Annotated in this window: 23 protein-coding genes and 4 tRNA genes; 16 read left to right on the top strand and 11 right to left on the bottom strand. The window is 66.2% G+C overall.

Translation table 11 applies throughout. The features are described 5' to 3' along the window. On the bottom strand, positions 1–912 hold the full coding sequence (locus AC1DJH_RS31535; protein WP_435437081.1) for a PP2C family protein-serine/threonine phosphatase: 912 nt from the start codon (positions 910–912) through the stop codon (positions 1–3). Positions 913–916: 4 nt separating this feature from the next. Continuing rightward, positions 917–1924, bottom strand: a complete 1008-nt coding sequence (locus AC1DJH_RS31530) for a serine/threonine protein kinase (RefSeq protein WP_435485104.1) — start codon at positions 1922–1924, stop codon at positions 917–919. A 91-nt stretch (positions 1925–2015) separates the two neighbouring features. Between AC1DJH_RS31530 and AC1DJH_RS31525 the strand changes: the two genes are divergently transcribed. From AC1DJH_RS31525 to AC1DJH_RS31510, 4 genes are all read left to right on the top strand, one after another. After that, complete coding sequence (locus AC1DJH_RS31525) at positions 2016–2939, top strand: YicC/YloC family endoribonuclease (RefSeq protein ID WP_435494788.1); 924 nt, start codon at positions 2016–2018, stop codon at positions 2937–2939. Between the two features lie 11 nt (positions 2940–2950). Further along, positions 2951–3571 (top strand): guanylate kinase, encoded by a 621-nt coding sequence (gene gmk, locus AC1DJH_RS31520; RefSeq protein ID WP_435437078.1) that lies wholly within the window; start codon positions 2951–2953, stop codon positions 3569–3571. Positions 3572–3609: 38 nt separating this feature from the next. After that, positions 3610–3813 (top strand): DNA-directed RNA polymerase subunit omega, encoded by a 204-nt coding sequence (rpoZ, locus tag AC1DJH_RS31515; protein ID WP_019656435.1) that lies wholly within the window; start codon positions 3610–3612, stop codon positions 3811–3813. A 93-nt stretch (positions 3814–3906) separates the two neighbouring features. Next, on the top strand, positions 3907–6162 hold the full coding sequence (locus AC1DJH_RS31510) for a RelA/SpoT family protein (RefSeq protein WP_435437077.1): 2256 nt from the start codon (positions 3907–3909) through the stop codon (positions 6160–6162). A 12-nt stretch (positions 6163–6174) separates the two neighbouring features. On the opposite strand, the gene greB is transcribed toward AC1DJH_RS31510, so the two are convergent. The 5 genes from greB to hrcA all read right to left on the bottom strand — a co-directional run bounded on the left by greB (position 6175) and on the right by hrcA (position 8279). Next, a complete protein-coding gene (gene greB / locus AC1DJH_RS31505; protein ID WP_478188393.1) occupies positions 6175–6750 on the bottom strand; it encodes a transcription elongation factor GreB in 576 nt (191 codons plus the stop codon). A 60-nt stretch (positions 6751–6810) separates the two neighbouring features. Then, positions 6811–6887: transfer RNA gene (locus AC1DJH_RS31500), tRNA-Arg, on the bottom strand. Between the two features lie 117 nt (positions 6888–7004). Then, positions 7005–7081: transfer RNA gene (locus AC1DJH_RS31495), tRNA-Arg, on the bottom strand. Between the two features lie 82 nt (positions 7082–7163). Further along, a tRNA-Ile gene (locus AC1DJH_RS31490) sits at positions 7164–7240 on the bottom strand. Between the two features lie 31 nt (positions 7241–7271). Continuing rightward, positions 7272–8279: a heat-inducible transcriptional repressor HrcA gene (gene hrcA, locus AC1DJH_RS31485; protein ID WP_435437054.1), complete on the bottom strand. Its 1008-nt coding sequence runs from the start codon at positions 8277–8279 to the stop codon at positions 7272–7274. Between the two features lie 31 nt (positions 8280–8310). Here hrcA and AC1DJH_RS31480 point away from each other — a divergent pair, with 31 nt between their 5' ends. Genes AC1DJH_RS31480 through rapZ form a run of 3 tightly spaced genes read left to right on the top strand, consistent with a single transcriptional unit; the run spans position 8311 to position 11787 of the window. Next, positions 8311–9228 (top strand): NAD kinase, encoded by a 918-nt coding sequence (locus AC1DJH_RS31480; RefSeq protein ID WP_472124060.1) that lies wholly within the window; start codon positions 8311–8313, stop codon positions 9226–9228. A 1-nt stretch (position 9229) separates the two neighbouring features. Next, on the top strand, positions 9230–10912 hold the full coding sequence (gene recN, locus AC1DJH_RS31475; RefSeq protein WP_478188392.1) for a DNA repair protein RecN: 1683 nt from the start codon (positions 9230–9232) through the stop codon (positions 10910–10912). Then, a complete protein-coding gene (gene rapZ, locus AC1DJH_RS31470) occupies positions 10909–11787 on the top strand; it encodes an RNase adapter RapZ (protein WP_435437051.1) in 879 nt (292 codons plus the stop codon). The genes recN and rapZ overlap by 4 nt, the downstream gene beginning before the upstream one ends. 12 nt (positions 11788–11799) lie before the next feature. Here rapZ and mutY read toward each other — a convergent pair whose 3' ends face one another. From mutY to mutM, 3 genes are all read right to left on the bottom strand, one after another. Further along, the gene (mutY, locus tag AC1DJH_RS31465; protein WP_478188391.1) at positions 11800–12834 is read right to left on the bottom strand and encodes an A/G-specific adenine glycosylase; all 1035 of its coding nucleotides are present in this window, start codon (positions 12832–12834) and stop codon (positions 11800–11802) included. Between the two features lie 34 nt (positions 12835–12868). After that, positions 12869–14830 carry a dynamin family protein gene (locus AC1DJH_RS31460; protein ID WP_478188390.1) on the bottom strand — a complete coding sequence of 654 codons (1962 nt, stop codon included), beginning with the start codon at positions 14828–14830 and terminating at the stop codon, positions 12869–12871. A gap of 98 nt (positions 14831–14928) precedes the next feature. Next, entirely contained in the window at positions 14929–15741 is an 813-nt protein-coding gene (mutM, locus tag AC1DJH_RS31455; protein WP_478188389.1) for a bifunctional DNA-formamidopyrimidine glycosylase/DNA-(apurinic or apyrimidinic site) lyase, read from the bottom strand. Between the two features lie 80 nt (positions 15742–15821). Here mutM and AC1DJH_RS31450 point away from each other — a divergent pair, with 80 nt between their 5' ends. The 8 genes from AC1DJH_RS31450 (at position 15822) to AC1DJH_RS31415 (ending at position 22391) form a co-directional block, all read left to right on the top strand. Next, positions 15822–17669 (top strand): tetratricopeptide repeat protein, encoded by a 1848-nt coding sequence (locus AC1DJH_RS31450; protein WP_478188388.1) that lies wholly within the window; start codon positions 15822–15824, stop codon positions 17667–17669. 1 nt (position 17670) lies between these two features. Beyond that, entirely contained in the window at positions 17671–18204 is a 534-nt protein-coding gene (locus AC1DJH_RS31445) for a lipoprotein insertase outer membrane protein LolB (protein ID WP_472124074.1), read from the top strand. Continuing rightward, positions 18201–19097 (top strand): 4-(cytidine 5'-diphospho)-2-C-methyl-D-erythritol kinase, encoded by an 897-nt coding sequence (ispE, locus tag AC1DJH_RS31440; RefSeq protein WP_472124076.1) that lies wholly within the window; start codon positions 18201–18203, stop codon positions 19095–19097. The genes AC1DJH_RS31445 and ispE overlap by 4 nt, the downstream gene beginning before the upstream one ends. 70 nt (positions 19098–19167) lie before the next feature. Then, positions 19168–19244, top strand: a tRNA-Gln gene (locus AC1DJH_RS31435). Between the two features lie 140 nt (positions 19245–19384). After that, entirely contained in the window at positions 19385–20359 is a 975-nt protein-coding gene (locus AC1DJH_RS31430; protein ID WP_435437044.1) for a ribose-phosphate pyrophosphokinase, read from the top strand. 95 nt (positions 20360–20454) lie between these two features. Continuing rightward, positions 20455–21141: a 50S ribosomal protein L25/general stress protein Ctc gene (locus AC1DJH_RS31425; protein ID WP_472124078.1), complete on the top strand. Its 687-nt coding sequence runs from the start codon at positions 20455–20457 to the stop codon at positions 21139–21141. An 83-nt stretch (positions 21142–21224) separates the two neighbouring features. Next, positions 21225–21857 carry an aminoacyl-tRNA hydrolase gene (gene pth, locus AC1DJH_RS31420; protein ID WP_435447407.1) on the top strand — a complete coding sequence of 211 codons (633 nt, stop codon included), beginning with the start codon at positions 21225–21227 and terminating at the stop codon, positions 21855–21857. 36 nt (positions 21858–21893) lie between these two features. Continuing rightward, complete coding sequence (locus AC1DJH_RS31415; protein ID WP_478188387.1) at positions 21894–22391, top strand: hypothetical protein; 498 nt, start codon at positions 21894–21896, stop codon at positions 22389–22391. An 11-nt stretch (positions 22392–22402) separates the two neighbouring features. Here the strand turns inward: AC1DJH_RS31415 and AC1DJH_RS31410 are convergent, their stop codons facing one another. Further along, positions 22403–22678, bottom strand: a complete 276-nt coding sequence (locus tag AC1DJH_RS31410) for a YfhL family 4Fe-4S dicluster ferredoxin (RefSeq protein ID WP_435437040.1) — start codon at positions 22676–22678, stop codon at positions 22403–22405. A gap of 103 nt (positions 22679–22781) precedes the next feature. Here AC1DJH_RS31410 and AC1DJH_RS31405 point away from each other — a divergent pair. Then, the coding region (locus AC1DJH_RS31405) for an ABC transporter permease (protein WP_478188386.1) at positions 22782–23296 on the top strand (515 nt) is incomplete at its 3' end.

Here is a 23296-nt window from a genome sequence, read left to right as displayed (position 1 = left end):
TCAGGTCTTGCGTGCGGCGGAGCGTCGGATGGCTTCGTTGATCTCGGCGATGGAGCGCTCGATGGCGTCTTCGTCGAGGTCGTCGATCTCGCTGTCGGAGGGCATGCCGGCCTGGATGGTCGAGGCGAACACGCCGTCTTCGATGGTTTCGGTGGACACGCCGCTGCGGTCGTCGCCGGCGACGGTGTCGGGCATTTCCCATTCGAGCGCGATGAGCGTGACGTTGTCGCTGTGCGCGCCGCCCTTGCGAAGCGCCATTTCGGCGAGGTCGGGGGCGGCGTCGGACACGGGCTTGCCCGAGGACAGCGTGTGCACGATGAGCGCATCGTCCAGAACCCCCCAGACGCCGTCGGAGCACAGCATGATGCGGTCGCCGCGCTGCAGGGGCAGCGGGGCCGAGATGTCGAACAGCGGCGTGGTCGGCGAGCCCAGGCAGGTCAGCAGCAGGTTGCGGTTGACGGGCGCGTCGGAGCCGTGCGGCTTGGGGCGCTCGGCGTGCGAATGGTCTCGCGTGCGCATGAGCAGGCGGCCGTCGCGCACGACGTACAAGCGCGAGTCGCCGCAGTGCATCCAGGTCGCGGTGGAGTTCTGCAGCACGGCGGCCACGACGGTGGTGCGCGGCGTGTCGAGCATGGCCTTGTGGCTGGCGTACCGCATGATCTGCTGGTGCGCGGCCATGGCCGATTCGGCGAGAAACGCCTTCACGTCCTTCACGGTCGGGCGCGCCTCGCGCTGGTAGAGCGCGGCAATGGTCTGCAGCGCGAGCTGCGCCGCGACTTCGCCTTCCGGATGGCCCCCCATGCCGTCGGCCAGCACGAACAGGCCCGATTCCCGCGTGTAGCAATAGCCCATGCGGTCTTCGTTCTTGACACGGCCGCCCTTGCGGCTGACCTGGAAGACGGAAAATTTCATGATGTCATGCGGGGCGCGTGGTGGGCGCTACAGCCTTGGGCAGGCTCTTCTTGTCGAAGGAGCGGATGTTGTCGATCGACAGGCGCACTTTCTCGCCCACCGTGAGCTTGGTGTAGCGGCGCTCGCCTTCGCGGCTGAGCTCCTTCTGCAGCGCAAAGACGGACTGCGGGCGCGACAGCGGGTCCAGCGACATGCACCACTCGACCACTTCGATCAGGTTGTCGGAGTACACGCCGCGCAGGCGCGACAGCGACAGGCTGAGGCGGTCTTTCTCGATGCGCCGCGGCGCGTCGTTGGGCGGGTAGCCCTGCATGCAGGCGTAGATGCAGGCGCCGATGGCGTAGATGTCGGTCCACGGGCCCATCGAGGAATCGCGGCGGTACATCTCGGGGGCCGCGAAGCCGGGCGTGTACATCGGGCGGATGAAGATGCCTTCCTTGCTGAGCACTTCGCGCGCGGCGCCGAAGTCGATGAGCACGGCGCGGTCGTCGTCGGTGACGAAGATGTTGGCGGGCTTGATGTCCAGGTGCAGCATCTTGTACTGGTGGACGATGCGCAGGCCGCGCAGGATCTCGTCGAACAGCGAGCGGATGGTCGACTCGCGGAACACCTTCTGCTTTTTCAGGTCGCGTGCCGTGACCACGAAATCCTGCAGGGTCGCGCCCTCCAGGTAGTTCATGACCATGTAGACGGTTTCGTTCTCGCGAAAGAAGTTGAGCACGCTGACCACCGAGGCATGCGAAATCTGGGCGAGCGAGCGGCCTTCCTCGAAAAAGCTCTTCAGGCCGAGCCGGTAGAGCGAGAGCTTCTCGGGGGGCACCTGCGGGTTCAGTTCACCGGGCCCGCGGGTGGCCAGCGACGAAGGCAGGTATTCCTTGATGGCCACCTGCTGGCCGCTCGAGTCGATGGCAAGGTAGACAACGCCGAAACCGCCCGCTGAAAGCCGGCGAATCACGCGATATCCGCCAATGACCGTATCGGGCAACAGGGGGGTAGGCTTGACCTTTGACATAATCCGGGAGTTTCGCCCGAAGGCGATGGTGCGGCAAGCGAACGCCGTGCCGACGCCTCGGTGCATGCAAGCAAAACCACAGTGAGGCGCAATGCCAGTTTACAGCATGACCGGCTACGCCAGCGGCCAGAACGGGTCCGCAGGCAGCCACTCCGAAGCCGAAGCACGGCCTCCCGCCGCAGGCCGGCTCGGGGTAGAAATTCGTTCGGTCAACAGCCGCTTTCTCGATCTCACCTTCAAGTTGCCGGAGGAACTGCGACAGCATGAAACCGCGCTGCGCGAGTTGCTCACGGGCAAGCTCAAGCGAGGCAAGGTCGAGGTGCGCGCCGCCATCGAGAACACGGCCCAGGCCGGCGTCGTCGAGCCCTCCGTCAAGCTGCTCCAGCGGCTCAACGGTGTGCAGGACACCGTCAAGGCCTGGTTGCCCGGTGCCCGCGAGCTGAGCGTGGCCGACGTGCTGCGCCTGGCCGGCGGCGACAGCGCCGCGCGCGGGGACTGGGGCACCGACCTGCTCGAGGTGGCCGGCAAGGCGCTCGACGGCCTGATGTCGGCCCGCCAGCGTGAAGGCGCGCGGCTGGCCAAGATGCTCGACGCCCACCTCGGCCAGTTGCGCACCCTGGTGCTGCTGGCCGGCCCGCTGGTGCCGCAACTGGTCGAACAGCAGCGCACCCGCTTCCTGGAGCGCTGGCAGGAGGCCATGGGCCTGACGGCCGGCACCGGAGGCACCCTGCCCGAGGCCGCCCAGGACCGCGCGCTGACCGAGGCCACCGCCTTTGCGATCCGCATCGACGTGGCCGAGGAGCTCACCCGGCTGAACTCGCACCTCGACGAGATCGAGCGGCTGCTCAAGAAGGGCGGCGAGGTCGGCAAGCGCCTGGACTTCCTGATCCAGGAGCTGCACCGCGAGGCCAACACCTTGGGCTCCAAGTCGGCCGCGCTGGAACTCACGCGCATCGGCGTGGACATGAAGGTCCTGATCGAGCAGATGCGCGAACAGGTGCAGAACATCGAATGACGAGCGAAAGAATGGACTACCCCGGCAATATCTTCGTCGTTGCGGCGCCCAGCGGGGCAGGCAAGTCGAGCCTGGTCAAGGCGCTCATGGAGCTCGATTCGGCCGTCCAGCCGTCGGTTTCCCACACGACCCGGTCGCCACGCGGCCAGGAAAAACACGGCCGCGAGTACTTCTTTGCCTCGCCGTCGGAGTTCGACGCGATGATCGTGGCGGACGGTTTCGTGGAATGGGCCCATGTGCACGGGCACAAGTACGGCACGTCGAAGAAGGCCATCGAGGAGCGGATCGCCCAGGGGGCGGACGTCATCCTCGAGATCGACTTCCAGGGTGCACTGCAGATCCGCAAGACCTTTTCCAACGCGGTGATGATCTTCATCCTGCCGCCGAGCTGGGAAGAACTGCGATCGCGGCTCGAGCGGCGCGGCGAAGACAGTGCCTCGGTGATCGAACTGCGCCTGAAAAACGCTGCTGAAGAGATGGCGCGGGCCGGGGAATTCGACTTCGTTATAATCAACGAGTTATTTGAGCGCGCGCTTTTCGATCTCAAGGCGATCGTCCACGCTCAGCGGCTTCGGTACTCCGCACAGCGCCGTGCGCGTGCCGACACATTTGCCGCACTGAACATCCCCTGATATCCGAGCCCTCGCTCACTGACAGAAAGATTCTCATCATGGCCCGCATCACCGTCGAAGATTGTCTCGTCCACATCCCGAACCGCTTCCAGCTCGTTCTGGCCGCGACGTACCGTGCGCGCATGCTGAGCCAGGGTCACGCACCCAAGATCGAGAGCAAGAACAAGCCCGCCGTGACCGCCCTGCGCGAAATCGCCGAAGGCAAGATCGGCCTCGAAATGCTCAAGAAGGTGCCGGGCTGATCTGACGCAGCCCTGCAACGAAAAGGCACCGCAAAGCGGTGCTTTTTTTATGCCCGGACGCGTCCATACAGCGGTCACGCTAAAGTGATAGACATGAGCGCGGTTGCCAAACATCAGTCCCAAGCCCCCAAGGGCCCGCCGAAGCCGAGCCCGGCGGCGCTGAATGCGGCGGCCGCAAGCTTTGCCGCATTGACGGCACGCCTCGACTACCTGAGCCCCGAAGACACCGACCTGGTGCGGCGCGCGTACCGCTTCGCCGACGAGGCCCACCTCGGCCAGCTGCGCAACAGCGGCGAGCCGTACATCACCCACCCGATCGCCGTGGCGGCGCAATGCGCCGAATGGAAGCTCGACGCGCAGGCGCTGATGGCCGCCCTGCTCCACGACGCCATCGAAGATTGCGGCGTCACCAAGCCTGAGCTCATCGAACGCTTCGGCGCCCCGGTGGCCGAACTGGTCGACGGGCTCACCAAGCTCGACAAGCTGCAGTTCAACACCCGCGAGGAAAACCAGGCCGAATCTTTCCGCAAGATGCTGCTGGCCATGGCGCGCGACGTGCGCGTCATCTTGGTCAAGCTGGCCGACCGCACGCACAACATGCGCACGCTGGCCGACGCGCCGCGGGAAAAGTGGGCGCGCATCTCGCGCGAAACACTCGAGATCTATGCGCCCATCGCCCATCGCCTCGGGCTGAACCAGACCTACCGCGAACTGCAGGAGCTGTCGTTCCGGCACATGAAGCCCTGGCGCTATGCCACGCTGTCCAAGGCCGTGGCCAAGGCACGCGGTCGCCGCCGCGACCTGATCCAGAAGGTGCAGCGCGAGGTCGAGACCGCCTTTGCCGGCGCCGGCATGACGCTGCGGATCGCGGGCCGCGAAAAGACGCTGTATTCCATCTACCGCAAGATGGAAGAGAAACACCTGAGCTTCGCCCAGGTGACCGACATCTACGGCTTTCGCCTGATCGTGCCGAACGTGATCGCCTGCTACACCGGTCTGGGCATCCTGCACCAGATGTACAAGCCGCTGCCGGGCAAGTTCAAGGACCATATCGCGATCGCCAAGCTCAACGGCTACCAGTCGCTGCACACCACGCTGGTGGGCCCGGCCGGCGTGAGCGTCGAGTTCCAGTTGCGAACCGAGGCGATGCACGTGGTGGCCGAATCCGGCGTGGCGGCGCACTGGCTGTACAAGGCGGCAGAACCGAATGCGGCCAGCAACGACCGGCTGGGCACCAAGTGGCTGCAGTCGCTGCTGGACATCCAGGACGAAACGCGCGACGCCGCGGAGTTCTGGGACCACGTCAAGGTCGACCTCTTTCCAGATGCGGTCTACGTGTTCACGCCGAAGAGCCAGATCATGGCGCTGCCTCGCGGTGCCACGGTGGTCGACTTCGCGTACGCCATTCACAGCAACATCGGCGACCACACGTCGGCCGCGCGCATCAACGGCGACCAGGTGCCGCTGCGCACCGAGCTCAAGAACGGCGACGTGGTCGAGGTGATCACGGCACCCGTGTCGACGCCCAACCCGGCATGGCTCGGGTTCGTGCGAACCGGGCGGGCGCGCTCCAAGATCCGTCACTACCTGAAGACCTTGGCGCACACCGAGTCCGAAGGCCTGGGTGAAAAGCTGCTGGCCCAGGCGCTGCGCGCCGAAGGGTTGAGCAAGCTGCCGGAGAACGACGACGAACACCAGCCATTGTGGGAAAAGCTGCTGCGCTTCACCGGCAACCGCACCCGCTCCGAACTGCTGACCGACATCGGCCTGGGCAAACGCATCGCGAGCATCGTGGCGAAGCGGCTGGTCTCCATGCTCTCCGAGTTGGGCGAACGGCCTGACGCCGTCCTGCTGAGCCGAGAGCGCTTCATCTCGCACGAGACCGTGTCCCAGGGCGCGGTCACGCTCGACGGCAGCGAGAACTCGTCGGTGCGTTTTGCGCTGTGCTGCCGCCCGATTCCGGGCGACCAGATCGTTGGCTATCTCGGGCATGGCGAAGGCCTGGTGGTGCACACCGACGACTGCGGCGTCGGCCAGCGTCTGCGCCACAAGGACAGCGAACGCTTCTTCGCGGTCGAGTGGGCGGACGAGCCCACGCGTCCCTTCGAAACCGGCGTGGTCATCACCGTGCGCAACGACAAGGGCGTGCTGGCTCGCGTCGCGGCCACGCTGGCCGATGCGGAGGCCGACATCACGCACGTGGAAATGGCCGACGAAACACCGCAGGATTCGACCGACCTGCGCTTCGTGATTGCCGTGCGTGACCGCACGCACCTGGACGCCGTGCTGCGCGCTGCGCGCCGGACCGCGTCGGTGCTGACGGCGTCCCGCACGGTTCCCGCGCCCTGAGGCCTGCGTTCTCTAGGCTGCGGCCGGGCGCGGCGCGGGGTAACTCACCGAAAGAATTTCGATCTCGTGCGCGCCGCCCGGCGTGACGAGCTTGACCACATCGCCCTCGCGCGCCTTGAGCAGCGCCCGCGCGATCGGGGAAATCCAGCTGACCTGGGCGTTCGCGCTCTCCGCCTCGTCGATTCCGAGGATGGTGACGCTGCGTTCATCGCCCGTCTCGTCGACATAGCGGACCGTGGCGCCGAAGAAGACCTGATCGCGGCCATGGTGCACCGACGGGTCGGTGATCTCGGCCATCTCGAGGCGCTTGGTGAGAAAGCGGATGCGGCGGTCGATTTCGCGCAGGCGCTTCTTCCCGTAGAGATAGTCGCCGTTCTCGGAGCGGTCGCCGTTCTTGGCGGCCCAGTGCACCGTCTCGACGATCTTCGGGCGCTCCTCGTCCATCAGGTGCAGCAACTCGTCGCGCAGTCGCGCGTAGCCGTCGGGGGTGATGTAGTTCCTGCTGCCCGCGGGCAGCGGCGGCAAAGCGCCATCGGCGCCGTCATCGTCTCCGTCGGAATCCGTTTCCTTGGTGAATGCCTTGCTCAACGCAAAATCCTCCAAAAAGAAAAAAGCCCGGAAGACGAATCTTCCGGGCTTTTCATGTAGTGGTGCGGCTGGCAGGAATTGAACCCACGACCCCTTGGTTCGTAGCCAAGTACTCTATCCAACTGAGCTACAGCCGCACAGCTTGCAATTATAGCCCGCTTTTCTCGACCTTTTGGAATCTGCTCGGCCGGCTACACACAGGTTTCACAAAAGAAAAATGCCCGGAAGACGAATCTTCCGGGCATTTTCAGAGTTGGTGCGGCTGGCAGGAATTGAACCCACGACCCCTTGGTTCGTAGCCAAGTACTCTATCCAACTGAGCTACAGCCGCTGAGCCTTCGATTATATCCCGTTTTGCAAAGCATTCCCGCAACGAAGCGGAAACGTCGCAAAACCTGTGCAAAAAGATGCGGTGGTAGGCCGTGATGGGCTTGAACCATCGACCAACGGATTATGAGTCCGCTGCTCTAACCAACTGAGCTAACGGCCCACGCGGCACGATTCTATTCGCGGCGCGCAGCCTACTTGCGATGACTCAGCGCGTTGGTCACCAGGCGCGACGTGATGTCGACGATCTGGATCATGCGTTCGTAAGGCATTCGCGTCGGCCCGATCACGCCCAGCGTGCCCACGACCTGCCCGTCGACCTCGTAATTGGCGCTCACGATCGACAGTTCTTCGAACGGCACCACCTGGCTCTCGCCGCCGATGAAGATACGCACGCCTTCGGCCTTGCTCGACACGTCGAGCAGCCGCATGAGCTGGGCCTTCTGCTCGAAAAGCTCGAAGGCACGGCGCAGTTGGCCCATGTCACTGGAGAAGTCGCTCACCGCGAGCAGGTTGCGCTCGCCCGAGATAACGACATCGTCTTCCTGCGCTTCGGTCAGCACCTCGGAGCTCACCTGCACCGCCGCCTGCATCAACGTGGCAATCTCGCCGCGCAGCGTTTCGATTTCGGACTGAAGCTTGTCGCGCACCTGCTCGATGGTCAGGCCCGCATAGTGCGCGTTGATGTAGTTCGAGGCTTCGACCAGTTGCGACTGCGAATAGTCGGCTTCCGGAAAGATCACCCGGTTCTGCACGTCGCCGTCGGGCGACACGATGATCACCAGCAGCCGCTTTTCGGAAAGGCGCAGGAACTCGATCTGCTTGAACACCGAGGCGCGCCGCGGCGCCATCACCACGCCCACGAACTGCGACATGTTAGACAGCAGGTTGGCTGCGTTGGCAATCACCTTCTGTGGCTGGTCGGGCGCGAGACTCGGTGCGGTCATGTGCTCGCGCTGGGCGGTCAGCATGGTGTCGACGAACAGGCGGTAGCCGCGGTGCGTCGGGATGCGGCCCGACGAGGTGTGCGGGCTGGCAATCAGCCCCAGCCCCTCGAGGTCGGACATGACGTTGCGGATGGTCGCGGGCGACAGGTCCAGCCCCGCCGAACGCGACAACGTGCGTGACCCGACGGGTTGCCCGTCGGCAATGTAGCGCTCGACGAGCGTCTTGAGCAGCAACTTGGCACGGTCGTCCAGCATTGCAAGATTTTAGTGTTGTAATTTGTGAGATATGACCTCTCGCTTCCGTTACGTCGCCCTGATCGGCAAATACCAGGCTTCCGGCGCCCGAGCGCAGGCGGACGCACGCGACGGGGTGATGGAAGACATCGGCACGTTCCTCGAATCGCAGGGCTGCACGGTTTTCGTCGAGCGCTCGACCTGCGAAGAGGCAGAGGAAGACGAAGGCGCCCCGGCCCATCCGCGCTACGAAGCCCTGTCGGTCGAAGAAATCGGCCAGCGCTGCGACCTCGGCCTGGTGGTAGGCGGTGACGGCACCATGCTCGGCATCGGCCGGCAGCTCGCGAGCTACGGCATTCCCTTGATCGGCATCAACCGGGGCCGCCTCGGCTTCATCACCGACATTCCGCTGGACAACTACCAGGCCACGCTGATTCCCATGCTGGCCGGCGAATACGAAGAAGACCACCGCAGCCTGATCCACGCGCGCGTCATGCGCGACGGCGTCTCGGTGTTCGACGCGCTCGCCATGAACGACGTCGTGGTCAACCGCGGCGCCACCTCCGGCATGGTCGAGTTGCGCGTGTCGGTCGGGCGGCACTTCGTGGCCAACCAGCGCGCCGACGGGCTGATCATCGCCACGCCCACGGGCTCGACGGCCTACGCGCTGTCGGCCGGCGGCCCGCTGCTGCATCCGGCGGTGCCGGGCTGGGTGCTGGTGCCCATTGCGCCGCACACGCTGTCGAACCGCCCCGTGCTGCTGCCCGATGCCGACGAGATCGTGATCGAGCTGGTCGGCGGGCGCGACGCCAGCGCCAATTTCGACATGCAGTCATTGGCCTCGCTCGCCATAGGCGACCGCGTGGTGGTGCGCCGCTCCGACTTCCGCGTGCGCTTCCTGCATCCGCGCGGCTGGAGCTATTTCGATACCTTGCGCAAGAAACTTCACTGGAACGAAGGGGGCTCCTGACATGGCGCTGCGACGCATCGCACTGCGCGACTTCGTGATCGTGCGATCACTCGAACTCGACCTGTCCGGCGGCTTCACGGTCTTGACCGGTGAAACCGGCGCGGGCAAATCCATCCTGATCGACGCGCTGCAGCTGGCGCTGGGCAACCGTGCCGACGCGGGCGCGGTGCGCGAAGGCGCCGAGCGGCTCGACGTGAGCGCGGAGTTCGACGCCGACCCGGCCCTGGACACGTGGCTCGACGAAGGCGGCTTCGAAGCCGGCGACGCCCTGCTGCTGCGCCGTACCGTCGACCTGCAGGGCCGCAGCCGCGGCTGGATCAACGGCAGCCCGGCCACTGCCACGCAGCTGCGCGAACTCGGCGACCACCTGCTCGACATCCATGGCCAGCACGCCTGGCAGAGCCTGACGCGGCCCGAGGCCGTGCGCGGCCTGCTGGACGCGTACGCCGGCGTGCGCACCGACGCGCTCGACGCAGCCTGGCATGGCTGGCGGCAGGCGCTTTCGTCGCTCGAACACGCGCGCTCGGCGCAAGACTCGCTGCAGCGCGAACGCGAGCGGCTTCAATGGCAGATTTCCGAAGTCGCCAAGCTCGCACCGGGCGCGGACGAATGGGAAGAGCTGTCGACCAACCATTCGCGCATCTCCAATGCGCAGGCACTGATCGACGCGGCCCAGGGTGCCAGCCAGGCACTGGAGGACGACGACCGTGGCGCCCTTGCCGCCCTCACGCGCGCGGCCACGCTGCTGCAGAACTGCGAACACATCGAGCCCGAGTTCCGCAACCTGGGCGAAGTGCTGGCTTCCTGCGTGGCACAGGCCTCCGATGCGGCGCATTCGCTGCACGGCTACCTGCGCGACGCCGACGCGGACCCCAGAGGCCTGGCCGAACTGGACGAGCGCATGGGCCTGTGGATGTCGCTCGCGCGCCGCTACAAGCGCACGCCCGCCGACCTGCCGACGCTGCTGGCCGGCTGGCAGGCCGAGCTGCAGGCGCTCGACGCACAAAGCGATCTCGAAGGCCTCGAGCGCGCCGAAGAAGCCGCGCAGCAGGTCTACATGAAGGAAGCCAAGGCCCTCGGCAAGTTGCGCAAGCAGGCTGCGCCGCGCCTCGCGCAGGCCGTGACGCAAGCCATGCAGGGCCTCGGCATGCAGGGCGGGCGTTTCGAGGTCGAGCTGCAGCCGCTGGCGCAGCCCGGCCGCGCGGGCCTGGAAGAAGTGGCGTTCCTCGTGGCCGGCCACACCGGCAGCACGCCGCGCGCCATCGGCAAGGTGGCCTCCGGCGGCGAACTGTCGCGCATCGCGCTGGCCATCGCAGTGACGACCAGCCAGCTTGGCGCAGCACAGACGCTGATCTTCGACGAGGTCGACGCGGGCGTCGGCGGCGCTGTCGCCGAGACGGTCGGCCGGCTCATGAAGCAGCTCGGCCGCGACCGCCAGGTGCTCGCCGTGACCCACCTGCCGCAGGTGGCCGCCTGCGCCGACCACCACCTCGTGGTCGCCAAGCGCCAGACGGCGGCCGCCGGCAAGGAGGGCCCGCGCACCGAGAGCGGCGTGTCCCGCCTCGACGACGACAACCGCGCCAAGGAAATCGCCCGCATGCTGGGCGGCGAAAAGGTCTCGCAGACCTCCCTGGCCCACGCCCGCGAAATGCTGGGCCACAAGACCTCCGTGACCGCGCCATGAACCTCGATCTCGTGCTCATCACGGGCATGTCGGGTTCCGGCAAGTCGGTGGCCCTGCATGCCATGGAAGACGCCGGCTACTACTGCGTCGACAACCTGCCGCCCGAGCTGCTGACGCCCTTCATTGCCCTGCAACACGAACAGGAAACCCCGCGCGTGGCCATTGCCATGGACGTGCGCAGCGGGGTGTCGCTGCCGATCGTTCCGCAGCAGCTCGAAGCGCTGCGGCGCGACGGCGGCATTTCGCTGCGCTCGCTGTTCCTCGATGCGACGACCGATGCCCTGCTGCGCCGCTATTCGGAAACCCGCCGCCGCCACCCCCTCTCGCGCCAGGAAGGCCGCACCGACGTGCCCGAACAGCATCGGGTGCTGGTGCAGGCCATCGAGCTGGAGCGCGAACTGCTGGCCGACCTGCGCGACGGCGCCGACGTGATCGACACCAGCCTGATCCGCCCGGCGCAGCTGCAGAGCTACATCAAGTCGCTGATCTCCGCGCCGCAGAACGCGTTGACGCTGGTCTTCGAGTCGTTCGCCTTCAAGCGCGGCGTGCCGCTGGATGCCGACTACGTGTTCGATGTGCGCATGCTGCCCAACCCGCACTACGTGCCCGCGCTGCGGCCGCTCACGGGCCGCGACGAGCCGGTGATCGAGTGGCTGCGCGAGCACGACGACGTGGCGCGCATGTACGACGACATCGAGCAGTTCCTGTCGCACTGGCTCGATGCGCTGGCGCGCGACCACCGCAGCTACGTCACGGTGGCGATCGGCTGCACCGGCGGTCAGCACCGCTCGGTGTTCCTGGTCGAGCAGTTGGCGCGGTCTTTCGGCGCGCGTTGGGGTGCGCTCAAGCGGCACCGCGAACTCGACGCGACCTGAGGCCGCCCGCCTCTAGGCCTCGCTGCCCTCCAGCAGCTTGCGCATCGGCGCCGGCAGCCCCAGCCGGCTCCATTCCTCTGCAGCGACCCAGCGCGCGCCGTCGCCTTGCGGCTGGCCGCCGTGCAGTTGCACGGGGTGCAGATGCAGGTCCTTGTGGGTCAGCACATGCACGAAGGCCGGCAGGTCCTGCGCATCGCGCTGCGCGGTGGCGGGCAATGCGGCGAGCAACTCGTCCCGGCTGTCGAACACGGGCAGGCAATAGAGCCCGGCCCAGATGCCCTTGGCGGGGCGCTTCTCCAACCAGACTCGGCCCTGCGCATCGCGCGCGAGCAGCACCCAGAGCGACTGGGCGCTGCGCTTGAGCTTGCGGGTCTTCACCGGATAGCGCTCGGGCGTCCCTTCACGCAAGGCTGCGCAGGTCTTGTTGACCGGGCAGATCATGCAACTGGGCTTGCGCGGCAGGCACACGGTGGCGCCCAGGTCCATCAGCCCTTGTGTGTAGTGCGCAATCGCCTCGCGCTGTTCGGCGGGCGGCAGCAACTCGGTCGCCAGGTCCCACAGCGCACGCTCCTGCGCCGATGAAGACATGTCGCCCGCGAAACCGAGCACGCGCGTCAGCACGCGCTTCACGTTGCCGTCAAGGATGGCGACGCGCTCGCCGAAGCAGAAGGCGGCAATCGCCGCGGAGGTCGACCGGCCGATGCCCGGCAGCGTGACGAGTTCGGCGGCAGTGCGCGGAAACTCGCCGCCGAAGCGCGCGACCACGTCCTGCGCGCAGCGGTGCATGTTGCGCGCACGGCTGTAGTAGCCCAGGCCGCTCCACAGGCCGAACACCTCGTCTTCCGTGCCGGCGGCCAAGGCCTTCACGTCGGGAAAGCGTTCGAGAAAACGCGCGAAATAGCCCAGCACCGTCGTGACCTGCGTCTGCTGGAGCATCACCTCCGACAGCCACACGCGGTAGGGGTCGCGGGTGTTCTGCCACGGCAGCTGGCTGCGCCCGTGGGTGCGCTGCCAGCTCACGATCTGTGCGGCGAAACCAGGGGGCAATGGCGAAGAGACAACCGCCTCGGCGGCGGAACGTTCAGGCCGCACGCAATTCGCCGGCCGTGGCCAGGGGCGGCGGCTTTCCCGGCTGCGCGATCAGCGACGTGAACTCGCGCAGACGAACGTGCAGCTCGGCCAGGTCGCGCTCCTGCGCGGCCAGCTCGATCAAGCGCTCGTCCAGATTGCCCGCCGCGCTCTGGATGCGCTCGATGGCCTCGATGCGCTTGCTGAAATTGCGCCGGCGCTCCTTGAGCTGCGCATCGATCTGCGCGCTTGCGCCCTTGCTCCAGCGCTCGACCTCGGTCATGGCGGCTTCGTTGACGAGGCGCAGACGGCTGGCCAGCGCGCGCACCAGCTTGTCGCAGAAATCGGCCTGCGCCAGCTTCAGCAGGTTGCCCACGCCCAGGTAATGGATGTGGCTGCGCTCGATCTGGCTGAGCTCCTGCTCGAAGCCGGTGAGATCGGGCTCGGCCGGCGCCTGCAGCGTGAAGCCCTGCTCGGCGTTGAGCTGGCGGAAGGTGGCGTGCAGCATCGACTGGATCTCGGCCGTGGTCGCCTGCACTTCACGCAGGTTGTTGCGCAGCGAGTCGAAGGTCTCGGCGTACACCTTGCGCACGTTGAACTTGACGCCCGGGCGCTTGAGCGCGGCCGACAGCCGCACCATGTCGGCCTTGAGCGCGGTACGCCCGAGCACGGCGTACACCTCGCGCAGCAGCTTGCCCTGCACCGAGCGCAACGCCAGGATGCGCGTGTTGCTGCCCTCGAACTCGGCGTGTTCCTGGTCGATGCGCGCACGCATGTGGCGGATCACCGAGACGTTCTTGCCGCGCAGGCCCTGCAGTTCGAGCGCCTGCTCCGACAGGTCGCGCTGGCGCACCTTCAGGATGCGTTCGGCCTCGGCGCGCAACGCGGTCATGCCGGCATCGACCGCCAGCCGCAGCATGGTCTCGCGCTTGCCGAGCACGCCTTCGCCCAGCAGCGATTCGAGCGCCGGCAGACGGCTGGCCTGCAACAGTTGCGCGTCGTGCTGGATCTTGGCCTGCAGCCCCTTTTGCGCCGACACCGGCAGCACCTGCGCCAGCGGCACTTCGAGCAGACGGGCCGCGCCGTCGCGCTGGCGCTCGATCTGCTGCTCGATGTGCTCGGGCGTGCTCAGCGTGTCCCACATCGTGTCGATCTTGTTGAGCACCACGAAGCGCGTGTCGTTGCCTTCGTCCTCGGTGATCAGGTGTTCGCGCCAGATCGAGAGGTCGGAGCGCGTGACGCCGGTTTCGGCGCCCAGGATGAAGACCACCGCATGCGCCTGCGGAATCAGGCTCACCGTGAGTTCGGGCTCGGCGCCGATCGCGTTCAGGCCGGGCGTGTCGAGAATCACCAACCCCTGTTCCAGCAGGGGGTGCGGCATGTTCAGCACCGCATGGCGCCAGCGCGGGATTTCGACTCGGCCTTCGGCGTCCTGCACCGGGTTGTCGTCGGGTGTGTCGTCGTTCCAGAAGCCCAGCGCGCGCGCTTCTTCCTTGCCGACCCAGCGCACCTCGGCCACCTTGCCCATGGCCTGCGCAAGCTGCTCCGCGTTGGCGACGTCGATGGCAATCTCGGTCCAGCGCGTGGGCTTCTCGCGCCAGTGGGCGAGCGAGTGAGGTTCCAGGCGGGTCTCGATCGGCAGCAAGCGCAGCTTGGGCGCCAGCGCGGGGTCGTAGCCCAGTTCGGTCGGGCACATCGTGGTGCGGCCCGCGCTCGCCGGCATGATGCGGCGCCCGTAGCCCGCAAAGAAGATGGCGTTGATCAGTTCCGACTTGCCGCGCGAAAACTCGGCGACGAAGGCGACCATGACCTTGCTGGTGCGGATCTGTGTTTCGAGCCCGCGCAACCGTTCGGCCACCGACTGGTCGAGCAGCTCGTTCTCGGTCAGCCAGCGGGACAGCCACTGCAGCCGGCGGGCGAAATTGCTTCGCCACGCGCCGTGCTGATCGAGTTGTTGGTTGAAAGAGCGGCTCAAGGGAAATGTGTAAGAAAGAGCTTACAAATATAGCATCGGCAGGCGTTCAACAACCGTTTCCCGGATATTCCGTTGGCGGTGTTGGCGGCGTCCCACGCTTACTTCTGGCAAACGGGGCAATAGAAGGTAGAGCGCTGCCCCTGGCGAAGCAGCTTGATCGGCGTTGCGCAGACCCGACAGGGCTCGCCCGCACGGCCGTAGACCGTTGCTTCGAGCTGGAAATAGCCGTTCTTGCCGTCCACGTTCGAGAAGTCGCGCAGCGTGCTGCCGCCCTTCTCCACCGCCCGCGCCAGGATCTCGCGCACGGCCGCATGCAGCTTGGCGGCGCGCGGACGGCTGATGCGCGCCGCCGAGAGCGTCGGCCGGATACCCGCCTGGAACAGCGCCTCCGACGCATAGATGTTGCCCACCCCCACCACCACGTCGCCCGCCAGCAGCACCTGCTTGACGGCGCTCTTGCGCTTCTTGAGCCCGGCATGAAAGGCATCGAGGTCGAAGGCATCGCCCAGCGGCTCCATGCCCAGGCCGCCGAGCAGCTTGATGGCCCAGGGGGCGTCTTCGTGGTCGACATAGACCACGGCGCCGAAGCGGCGCGGATCGTTCAGCCGCAGGGTGCCGCGGTCGGTCACCAGGTCGAAGTGGTCGTGCGTGCCGGGCGGGGGCAATGCCACGTCGAAACGCAGGCTGCCCGACATGCCCAGGTGCAGCAGCAGGATGCCGCGATCGAGGTCGATCAGCAGGTACTTGCCGCGGCGGCGCACCTGCAGCACATGGCGCCCGACCAGCGCCTCGGGCAACACCATGAGGGCCCACCGCAGCGGCTTGCCGATGCGCACCGCGTCGATGCGCGCGCCGGCGATGCGGTCGGCAAAACCGCGCCGGGTGACTTCGACTTCGGGTAATTCGGGCATGAAAAGTAAATCTCCGGCAAACGCGCGGCGGCGAAGCCCCCGCGCGGCGCTCGTTCAAAAGCCTGGATTATTATGGTCAGATGAATCTTTCGCCCCGCCGACACCGCCTTGCGGCGGCCGCGTCTCTCGCCTTGCTGGCTTGTGCCGCTCACGCACAGACATCAGATCCCGCAGCCCCCACCAGCCCCGCGCCGGTCATCGAGCGGTCCGCACCGCCGAAGCCGGCCGCCAAGCCGCGGGTGGCCACTGCCAAGCCGGTGAGCGAGGCCGAAGCACAGCCCTCGGCGCTTACCGCCGACCTGTTCTACGAAATCCTTATGGGCGAAATGACGACGCGGTCCGGCGACCCTGGGTCGGGCTACGCGCTGGTGCTCGATGCCGCCCGCCGGCTGCGCGACGGCAAGCTGTTCCAGCGCGCCGTCGAGATCGCCCTGCAATCGCGCTCCGGCGACGCCGCCCTTGCCGCGGCGCGCGCCTGGCAGGAGACGCTGCCGACCTCTCGCGACGCACGGCGCATCGAGCTGCAGATTTTGATTGCGCTGAACCGCATCGGCGAAACGGTCGAACCGCTGCGCGCCGAGGTGGCCGCCACCTCGCAGATCGAACGCCCGCTGCTGATGGCGGTGATCGCGCGCAACTACTCGCGCGCATCGGACAAGAAGCTGGCGGCCTCGGTGGTCGAACAGGCGCTGGTCGACGAACTCAAGAGCCCCGCCACCGGTGGACTGGCTTGGGCCACCGTCGGGCGGCTGCGCCTCAATGCGGGCGACGTGTCGGGCGCCCTGGACGCCGCGCGCAAAGGCCAGGACATCGACCCCGCCTCCGACGCACCGGCCGCGCTGGCGCTCGAACTGATCGACCCCGGCCAACCGCTGGCCGAGCCGATCGTCACGCGCTTCCTGAGCAACAACCCCAAGGCCTCGCCCGACCTGCGCGTGGCGTACGCGCGGGTGCTGGTCGAGAACCGCCGCTTCAACGACGCCGCCACGCAACTGCAGGCCGTCACGTCCTCGCGGCCCGACCTCGCGGAGCCTTGGCTGCTGCTCGGCAGCCTGCAGATGCAGTCCAAGCAGGACGCAGCGGCCGAAGCCTCGATCAAGCGCTTCATCGAGCTGTCGGGCAGCCAGGCCGCCAAGGATACGGACGATGCCGACCGCAAGCGCGGCGTGGCGCAGGCGTATTTCGCACTCTCGCAGCTGGCGGAGCGGCGCAAGGACTATGCGGCCGCGGAGCGCTGGCTCTCGCGCGTGGATGGCACCGAGGAAGTGGTGGCCGCGCAAACCCGCCGTGCTTCGCTGCTGGCACGCCAGGGCAAGCTGCCGCAGGCGCGCGAAGTCATCCGCGCCCTGCCCGAGCGCACCGCGGAAGACAAGAAGCAGAAATTTCTTGCCGAAGTGCAACTGCTGCGCGACGCGAAGCAATACCAGGCCGCCTACGACATGCTGGCCCAGGCCTCCGCGGCTGCACCGGACGACAGCGACCTCGTCTATGACCAGGCCATGGTGGCCGAGAAGCTCAACCGCCTGGACGACATGGAGCGCCTGCTGCGCCGACTGATCGAGCTGAAGCCCGAGAGCCAGAACGCGTACAACGCGCTGGGCTATTCGTTCGCCGATCGCAAGATCCGTCTCGACGAGGCGCGCACGCTGATCAAGAAGGCGGTGCAGCTGGCGCCGAACGATCCGTTCATTGCCGACAGCCTGGGCTGGGTCGAGTTCCGGCTCGGCAACACCGACGAGGCGATCCGCGTCTTGGAGGCCGCTTACAAGACGCGGCCCGACCCGGAAATCGGCGCGCACTTCGGCGAGGTGCTGTGGACCATTGGCCAGAAAGACCGCGCGGTCACGATCTGGAAGGAAGCGTTGCTGAGCGACGCCGAGAACGAGACCCTGCAGGAAACGCTGAAGCGCCTGCGGGTCAAGCCGTAGCATGGTGCGCACAGCGGCACTGTCGAGCGCACAAGTCGACCACGGCCGCCGCGCTCTTCTGGCAGCAGGCGGCGCGGCGCTTCTCGTGATGGCGGGCTGCGCCCAGCTGTCGGGCGGCCCGTCGACACCGAAGACCTCGGACAGCTGGAGCGGGCGCATGTCGCTGCGCATCGAGAGCGAGCCGGTGCAGACCTTCGCCGCGCTGTTCGAGCTGCGCGGTTCGGCTGAAGCCGGCGACCTCACGCTGACCACCCCCATCGGCAGCACGCTCGCTCAACTGCACTGGACGCCCGGCGAAGCCCTGTTGAAGGACGGCAGCAACACGCGGCGCTTCGACTCGGTCGATGCACTGATCGAGGCCGCCACCGGCGCCGCCATTCCCGTCGGCGCGTTGTTCGGATGGCTCGCGGGGCGCAACGACACCGTGCCCGGCTGGAAGCCCGACCTGGCGCAGCTCGGCAACGGCCGCCTGCAGGCCTTGCGCGAATCGCCAGGTCCACGCGCGGACCTGCGCATCGTTTTCGAACGGTCATGAAGGCGATCTACGACCTTCCCGCACCGGCCAAGCTCAATCTCTTCCTGCACATCACCGGCCGTCGCGACGACGGCTACCACCTGCTGCAATCGGTCTTCATGCTGATCGACTGGTGCGACACGCTGCACGTCGAGCTGCGGCGCGACGGACAGCTGAGCCGCGAAGACCTGACGACGGCGCTGCCCGCGGACGACCTGGTCCTGCGCGCGGCGCGCGCGCTGCAAGCCCATGCCGCACCAGGACAAGGCGCACACATCGGCGTGGCGAAGCGCGTTCCGGCGCAGGCGGGCATGGGCGGAGGATCTTCGGATGCCGCGACCTGCCTGCTCGCGCTCAATCGCCTGTGGGGCCTGAACCTGCCGCTGTCGCGGCTCTCGCAGATCGGGTTGACGCTCGGCGCCGACGTGCCGTTCTTTCTGGGTGGACGCAACGCGTGGGTCGAAGGCGTGGGCGAGCAACTGACACCGGTTACACTCCCTCCCGCCTGTTTCGCGGTGGTCAAGCCTCCTGAAGGACTCGATACCCGATTAATTTTTTCAGCAACAGATCTTGAACGTGCTTCTCCTGTTGCTATAATCACAGGCTTTGCTGCAGAGAGCGAATCGCTCGAAGCGACGAACCCGGAAAGCTCGGTTTTGAGCGACTCGGTTTTCGACTTCGGCCACAACGACCTGCAGCCGGTTGCCCAGCGACTTTGCCCCGCGGTCACCGACGCCATCGAATGGCTCGGAACCCAGGGACTGAAGGCACGGATGACCGGCTCCGGAAGTTCGGTGTTCGCGAAAATGCCGCAACCGCCGCAGAAAGCGGAACTGCTGGAAGCCCCCAAGGGCTGGCAGGTTCGTCAATGCAGCAACCTGGAGGTTCATCCGCTGTGCGGGTGGGCAACCTGAAGATAGTCGATCCGTTCATTCGGTTCGACGCGACATATATCGGTTGATGGTGAAAACCATCGACCCGTGTAGGGGAGTCGCCAAGCTGGTTAAGGCACTGGATTTTGATTCCAGCATGCAAAGGTTCGAATCCTTTCTCCCCTGCCAAATCTTCAAAGACTGCGGCCCAACGGCCGCAGTCTTCGTTTGCAGCCCACCCGCTGCAATAATCGGCGGCTCACCGGCCGCCACGCATCACCAACCTTTTGGCGGCTTCCTCAGCCAATTCGCTCAGCCGGGACGCGCTCATGCAGGCTAATCACCCTGACTTCATGGTTTTCACCGGCAACGCCAATCCAGGCCTTGCTGCAGAAATCGCGCACAACCTCGGCACCACGCTGGGTGCCGCTCGCGTCGGTCGCTTCTCGGACGGTGAAGTCACCGTCGAGATCAACCAGAACGTGCGGGCACGCGACGTGTTCGTGGTGCAGTCGACCTGCGCACCCACCAACGAAAACCTGATGGAACTGCTGATCATGGTCGACGCGCTCAAGCGCGCTTCGGCCGAACGCATCAGCGCCGTGATCCCCTACTTCGGCTATGCCCGCCAGGACCGCCGCCCGCGCTCGAGCCGCGTGCCGATCTCGGCCAAGGTCGTGGCCAACCTGCTGGAAACCGTCGGTGTGGAACGCGTGCTCACGATGGACCTGCACGCCGACCAGATCCAGGGCTTCTTCGACATTCCCGTCGACAACATCTACGCCTCCCCGGTGCTGCTGGGCGACCTGCGCGCGAAGAACTACGAAGACCTCATCGTGGTGTCGCCCGACGTCGGCGGCGTGGTTCGCGCCCGCGCGCTGGCCAAGCAACTGAACTGCGACCTCGCCATCATCGACAAGCGCCGCCCGAAGGCCAACGTCAGCGAAGTCATGAACGTGATCGGCGAGATCGACGGGCGCAACTGCGTGATCATGGACGACATGATCGACACCGCGGGCACGCTGGTCAAAGCGGCCGAAGTGCTGAAGGAGCGCGGCGCCAAGAGCGTTTACGCCTACTGCACGCACCCGATCTTCTCGGGCCCGGCCATCGAGCGCATCACGCAGGGATCGGCCCTCGACGAAGTGGTCGTGACCAACACCATTCCCCTTTCCGACGCGGCCCTGGCCTGCGGAAAGGTTCGCCAGCTCTCCGTGGCACCGCTGATCGCCGAAACGATCCAGCGCATTGCCAAGGGCGAGTCGGTGATGAGTTTGTTCTCGGACCAGGACAACCTGTTCTGATCTGAGCAAAAAGCGGGCGCCCCTCCACTTTCGGACAGGCGCCCTTGTTGAACCGGAGTCGCACTGGTCGCGGTGGACTCCTACAGGAGCTAACTATGAAATTCGTCGCTTTTGAGCGCGCCAAGCAGGGCACGGGTGCGAGCCGCCGTCTCCGCACATCGGGCAAGACCCCCGGCATCGTCTACGGTGGCGACACCGAGCCGCAACTGATCGAAATCGATCACAACGCGCTGTGGCACGCCCTGAAGAAGGAAGCCTTCCATGCGACCGTGCTGGAAATGGAAATGGGCGGCAACGTCAGCAAGGTTCTGCTGCGCGACGTGCAATACCACCCCTTCCGCCAGCTGGTGCAACACATCGACTTCCAGCGCGTCGATGCCAAGACCCGCATGACCCTGAAGGTGCCCCTGCACTTCAAGGGTGAGGAAGAGTCCGATGCCGTCAAGCTCGAGCAAAACCTGGTCAACCACGTCACGACCGAACTGGAAGTGAACTGCCTGCCGTCCGAACTGCCTGAGTTCATCGAAGTCGACCTGTCGGGTCTGAAGAAGAACGGCACCGTCACGCTGAAGGACATCAAGCTGCCCCGCGGCGTGAAGTGGGTCAGCCACGGCAAGGTCAACCCGGTGCTGGCTTCGGCTGTGGCGCCTGCCGCTGAAGAAGTCGATGCTCCCGTCGAAGGCGCCGTGGCTGCCGACGCAGCTCCCGCACCGGCCGGCAAGGGCGGCAAGGCTGCTCCGGCTGCCAAGACCCCCGCGGCCAAGACGCCTGCCAAGAAGTAATTCACTTCCAGCCGTCCGCTGCATCAGAAGGCCCGCCTTGTGCGGGCCTTTTCGCTTTTCCGCGGACGGGATAATCCACAACCATGATCAAGCTGTTCGTCGGCCTCGGAAACCCGGGCCCTGAGTACGAAGCCACGCGCCACAACGCGGGCTTCTGGTGGATCGACGCCCTCGCGCGCGACTGGAAACTCAACCTCGTGCCCGAGCGCAGCTACCACGGCTTCGCCGCGCGCACCACCATCGCAGGCCAGAGCATCTGGCTGCTGGAGCCCCAGACCTTCATGAACCTGTCGGGCAAGTCGGTCGGCGCCCTGGCGCGCTTCTTCAAGATCGCGCCCGAGGAAATCCTCGTGGTGCACGACGAGCTCGACGTGGTCCCGGGCCAGGCCAAGCTGAAGTTCGGCGGAAGCCATGCCGGCCACAACGGCCTGCGCGACATCCACGCGCAGCTCGGCACCGGCGACTACTGGCGGCTGCGCCTGGGCATCGGACACCCCGGCGTGAAGTCGGAGGTCGTCAACTGGGTGCTGAAAAAGCCGCTCAAGGAACAACGCGAAGCGATCGAGGACGCCATCGTCCGCACCCTGCACGCGGTTCCCGCGCTGGTGGCAGGCGAGATGGAGAAGGCGACCTTGCTCATTCACACGAGCAAACCGCCCCGGCCCAAACCGCCGCGGCGGGAGCCCGGCGACGGGGGCACGCCTGCCGCCACCTAGCCGGCCACCGGAGTGCAGGGAGGGAGAGAAATAAAAATGAGCCAGAAGAGAAAAAGAAGAACGACAGGGCGGCATGCAGCAGTCGCTCTGTTTCTGATAGCAGCATGCGCAGGAGCCACGGGCGTAAATGCCCAGGATGCCGCGCAAACCTGGCGATGCGGCAACACCTATTCCGACCGCCCCTGCGAAGGCGGCAGGCAGGTCAAGGTGGAAGACCCCCGCAGCGACCAGGACCGCCGGGCGGCCGACGCCGGCGCACGCAACGCACAGATGCAGGCCGACCACCTGGAGCGCACCCGGCTGTCGCAGGAAAAGGCGGCCCATGACCGCGACCAGCGGGCCGCTCGTGAAGCAAGAAGCGCGTCCATGGCAGAAAGACGGCTTGCCATGTCCGAGCAAAGGGAGCGGGACCGTGCCCGCAAGGCGCTCAGCGAGCCGAACAAGTCAAGCATGAGCTTCAAGGGACCGCCTGGCGAGAAGCAGGCCGGCGACGCCCCGAAGAAAAAGAAGCAGAAGCGCAAGTCCGCCGACTGAACGAAGGCGGGCTAGACACCGGCCGAAGCCGCCGTCACCTTGATCGCCGTGAGGCGCTGGTACTTCTGCATCAGCGTCTCGCGGCTTTCCACATGCTCGGGGTTCAGGGGAATGCAGGCCACCGGGCAGATCTGCACACACTGCGGCTCATCGAAGTGGCCGACGCATTCGGTGCACTTGTGCGGGTCGATTTCGTAGAACGCCTCGCCCATGTAGATCGCGTCATTCGGGCACTCGGGCTCGCAGACATCGCAGTTGATGCATTCGTCGGTGATCATGAGGGCCATCCCCCGATTATCGGCGCGTCGATGCCGGCAATTGACGGTGAATGACAAAGGCCACATTCACGGCACATTTGTTGCAGGAGTCAGTTATGCTGCGCCCCGCCCCATGAGTCTGTTTTTAATAAAGCGCCTTGCCACGCTGATCGGCACCTTGATCGGCGCCTCGGTCATCGTTTTCCTCGTCCTCGAGATCCTGCCCGGCAACGCCGCGCAGATGCTCATGGGCCCCGATGCCTCGCCAGAGGCCGTGGCGGCCCTGGCCACCAAGCTCGGCCTCGACCTGCCCGCGTGGACGCGCTACTGGCACTGGATCGCCGGCCTGCTCACCGGCAACCTCGGCGACAGCTATGCCTACAGCTCGCCCGTGCTCGACCTGATCCTCGAACGCCTGGCGCTCACCGTGCCGCTCGCCATGATGGCGATGGTGCTCACGGTCGTGATCGCGCTGCTGGTCGGTGTGACCGCCGCCGCGCGCCACAACAAGCTGGGCGACGTCGGCCTCATGGGCATGGCCCAGGTCGGCATCGCCATTCCCAATTTCTGGTTCGCGATTCTTCTGATCCTCGTGTTCTCGGTGCAGCTGCAGTGGTTCTCCGCCGGCGGCTTCGAGGGCTGGGGCGA

The sequence above is a fragment of the Variovorax sp. 10N412 genome (assembly GCF_056394985.1).
The sequence above is the reverse complement of the archived record's forward strand: the minus strand, read 5'-3'. Positions and strand labels throughout refer to the sequence as shown.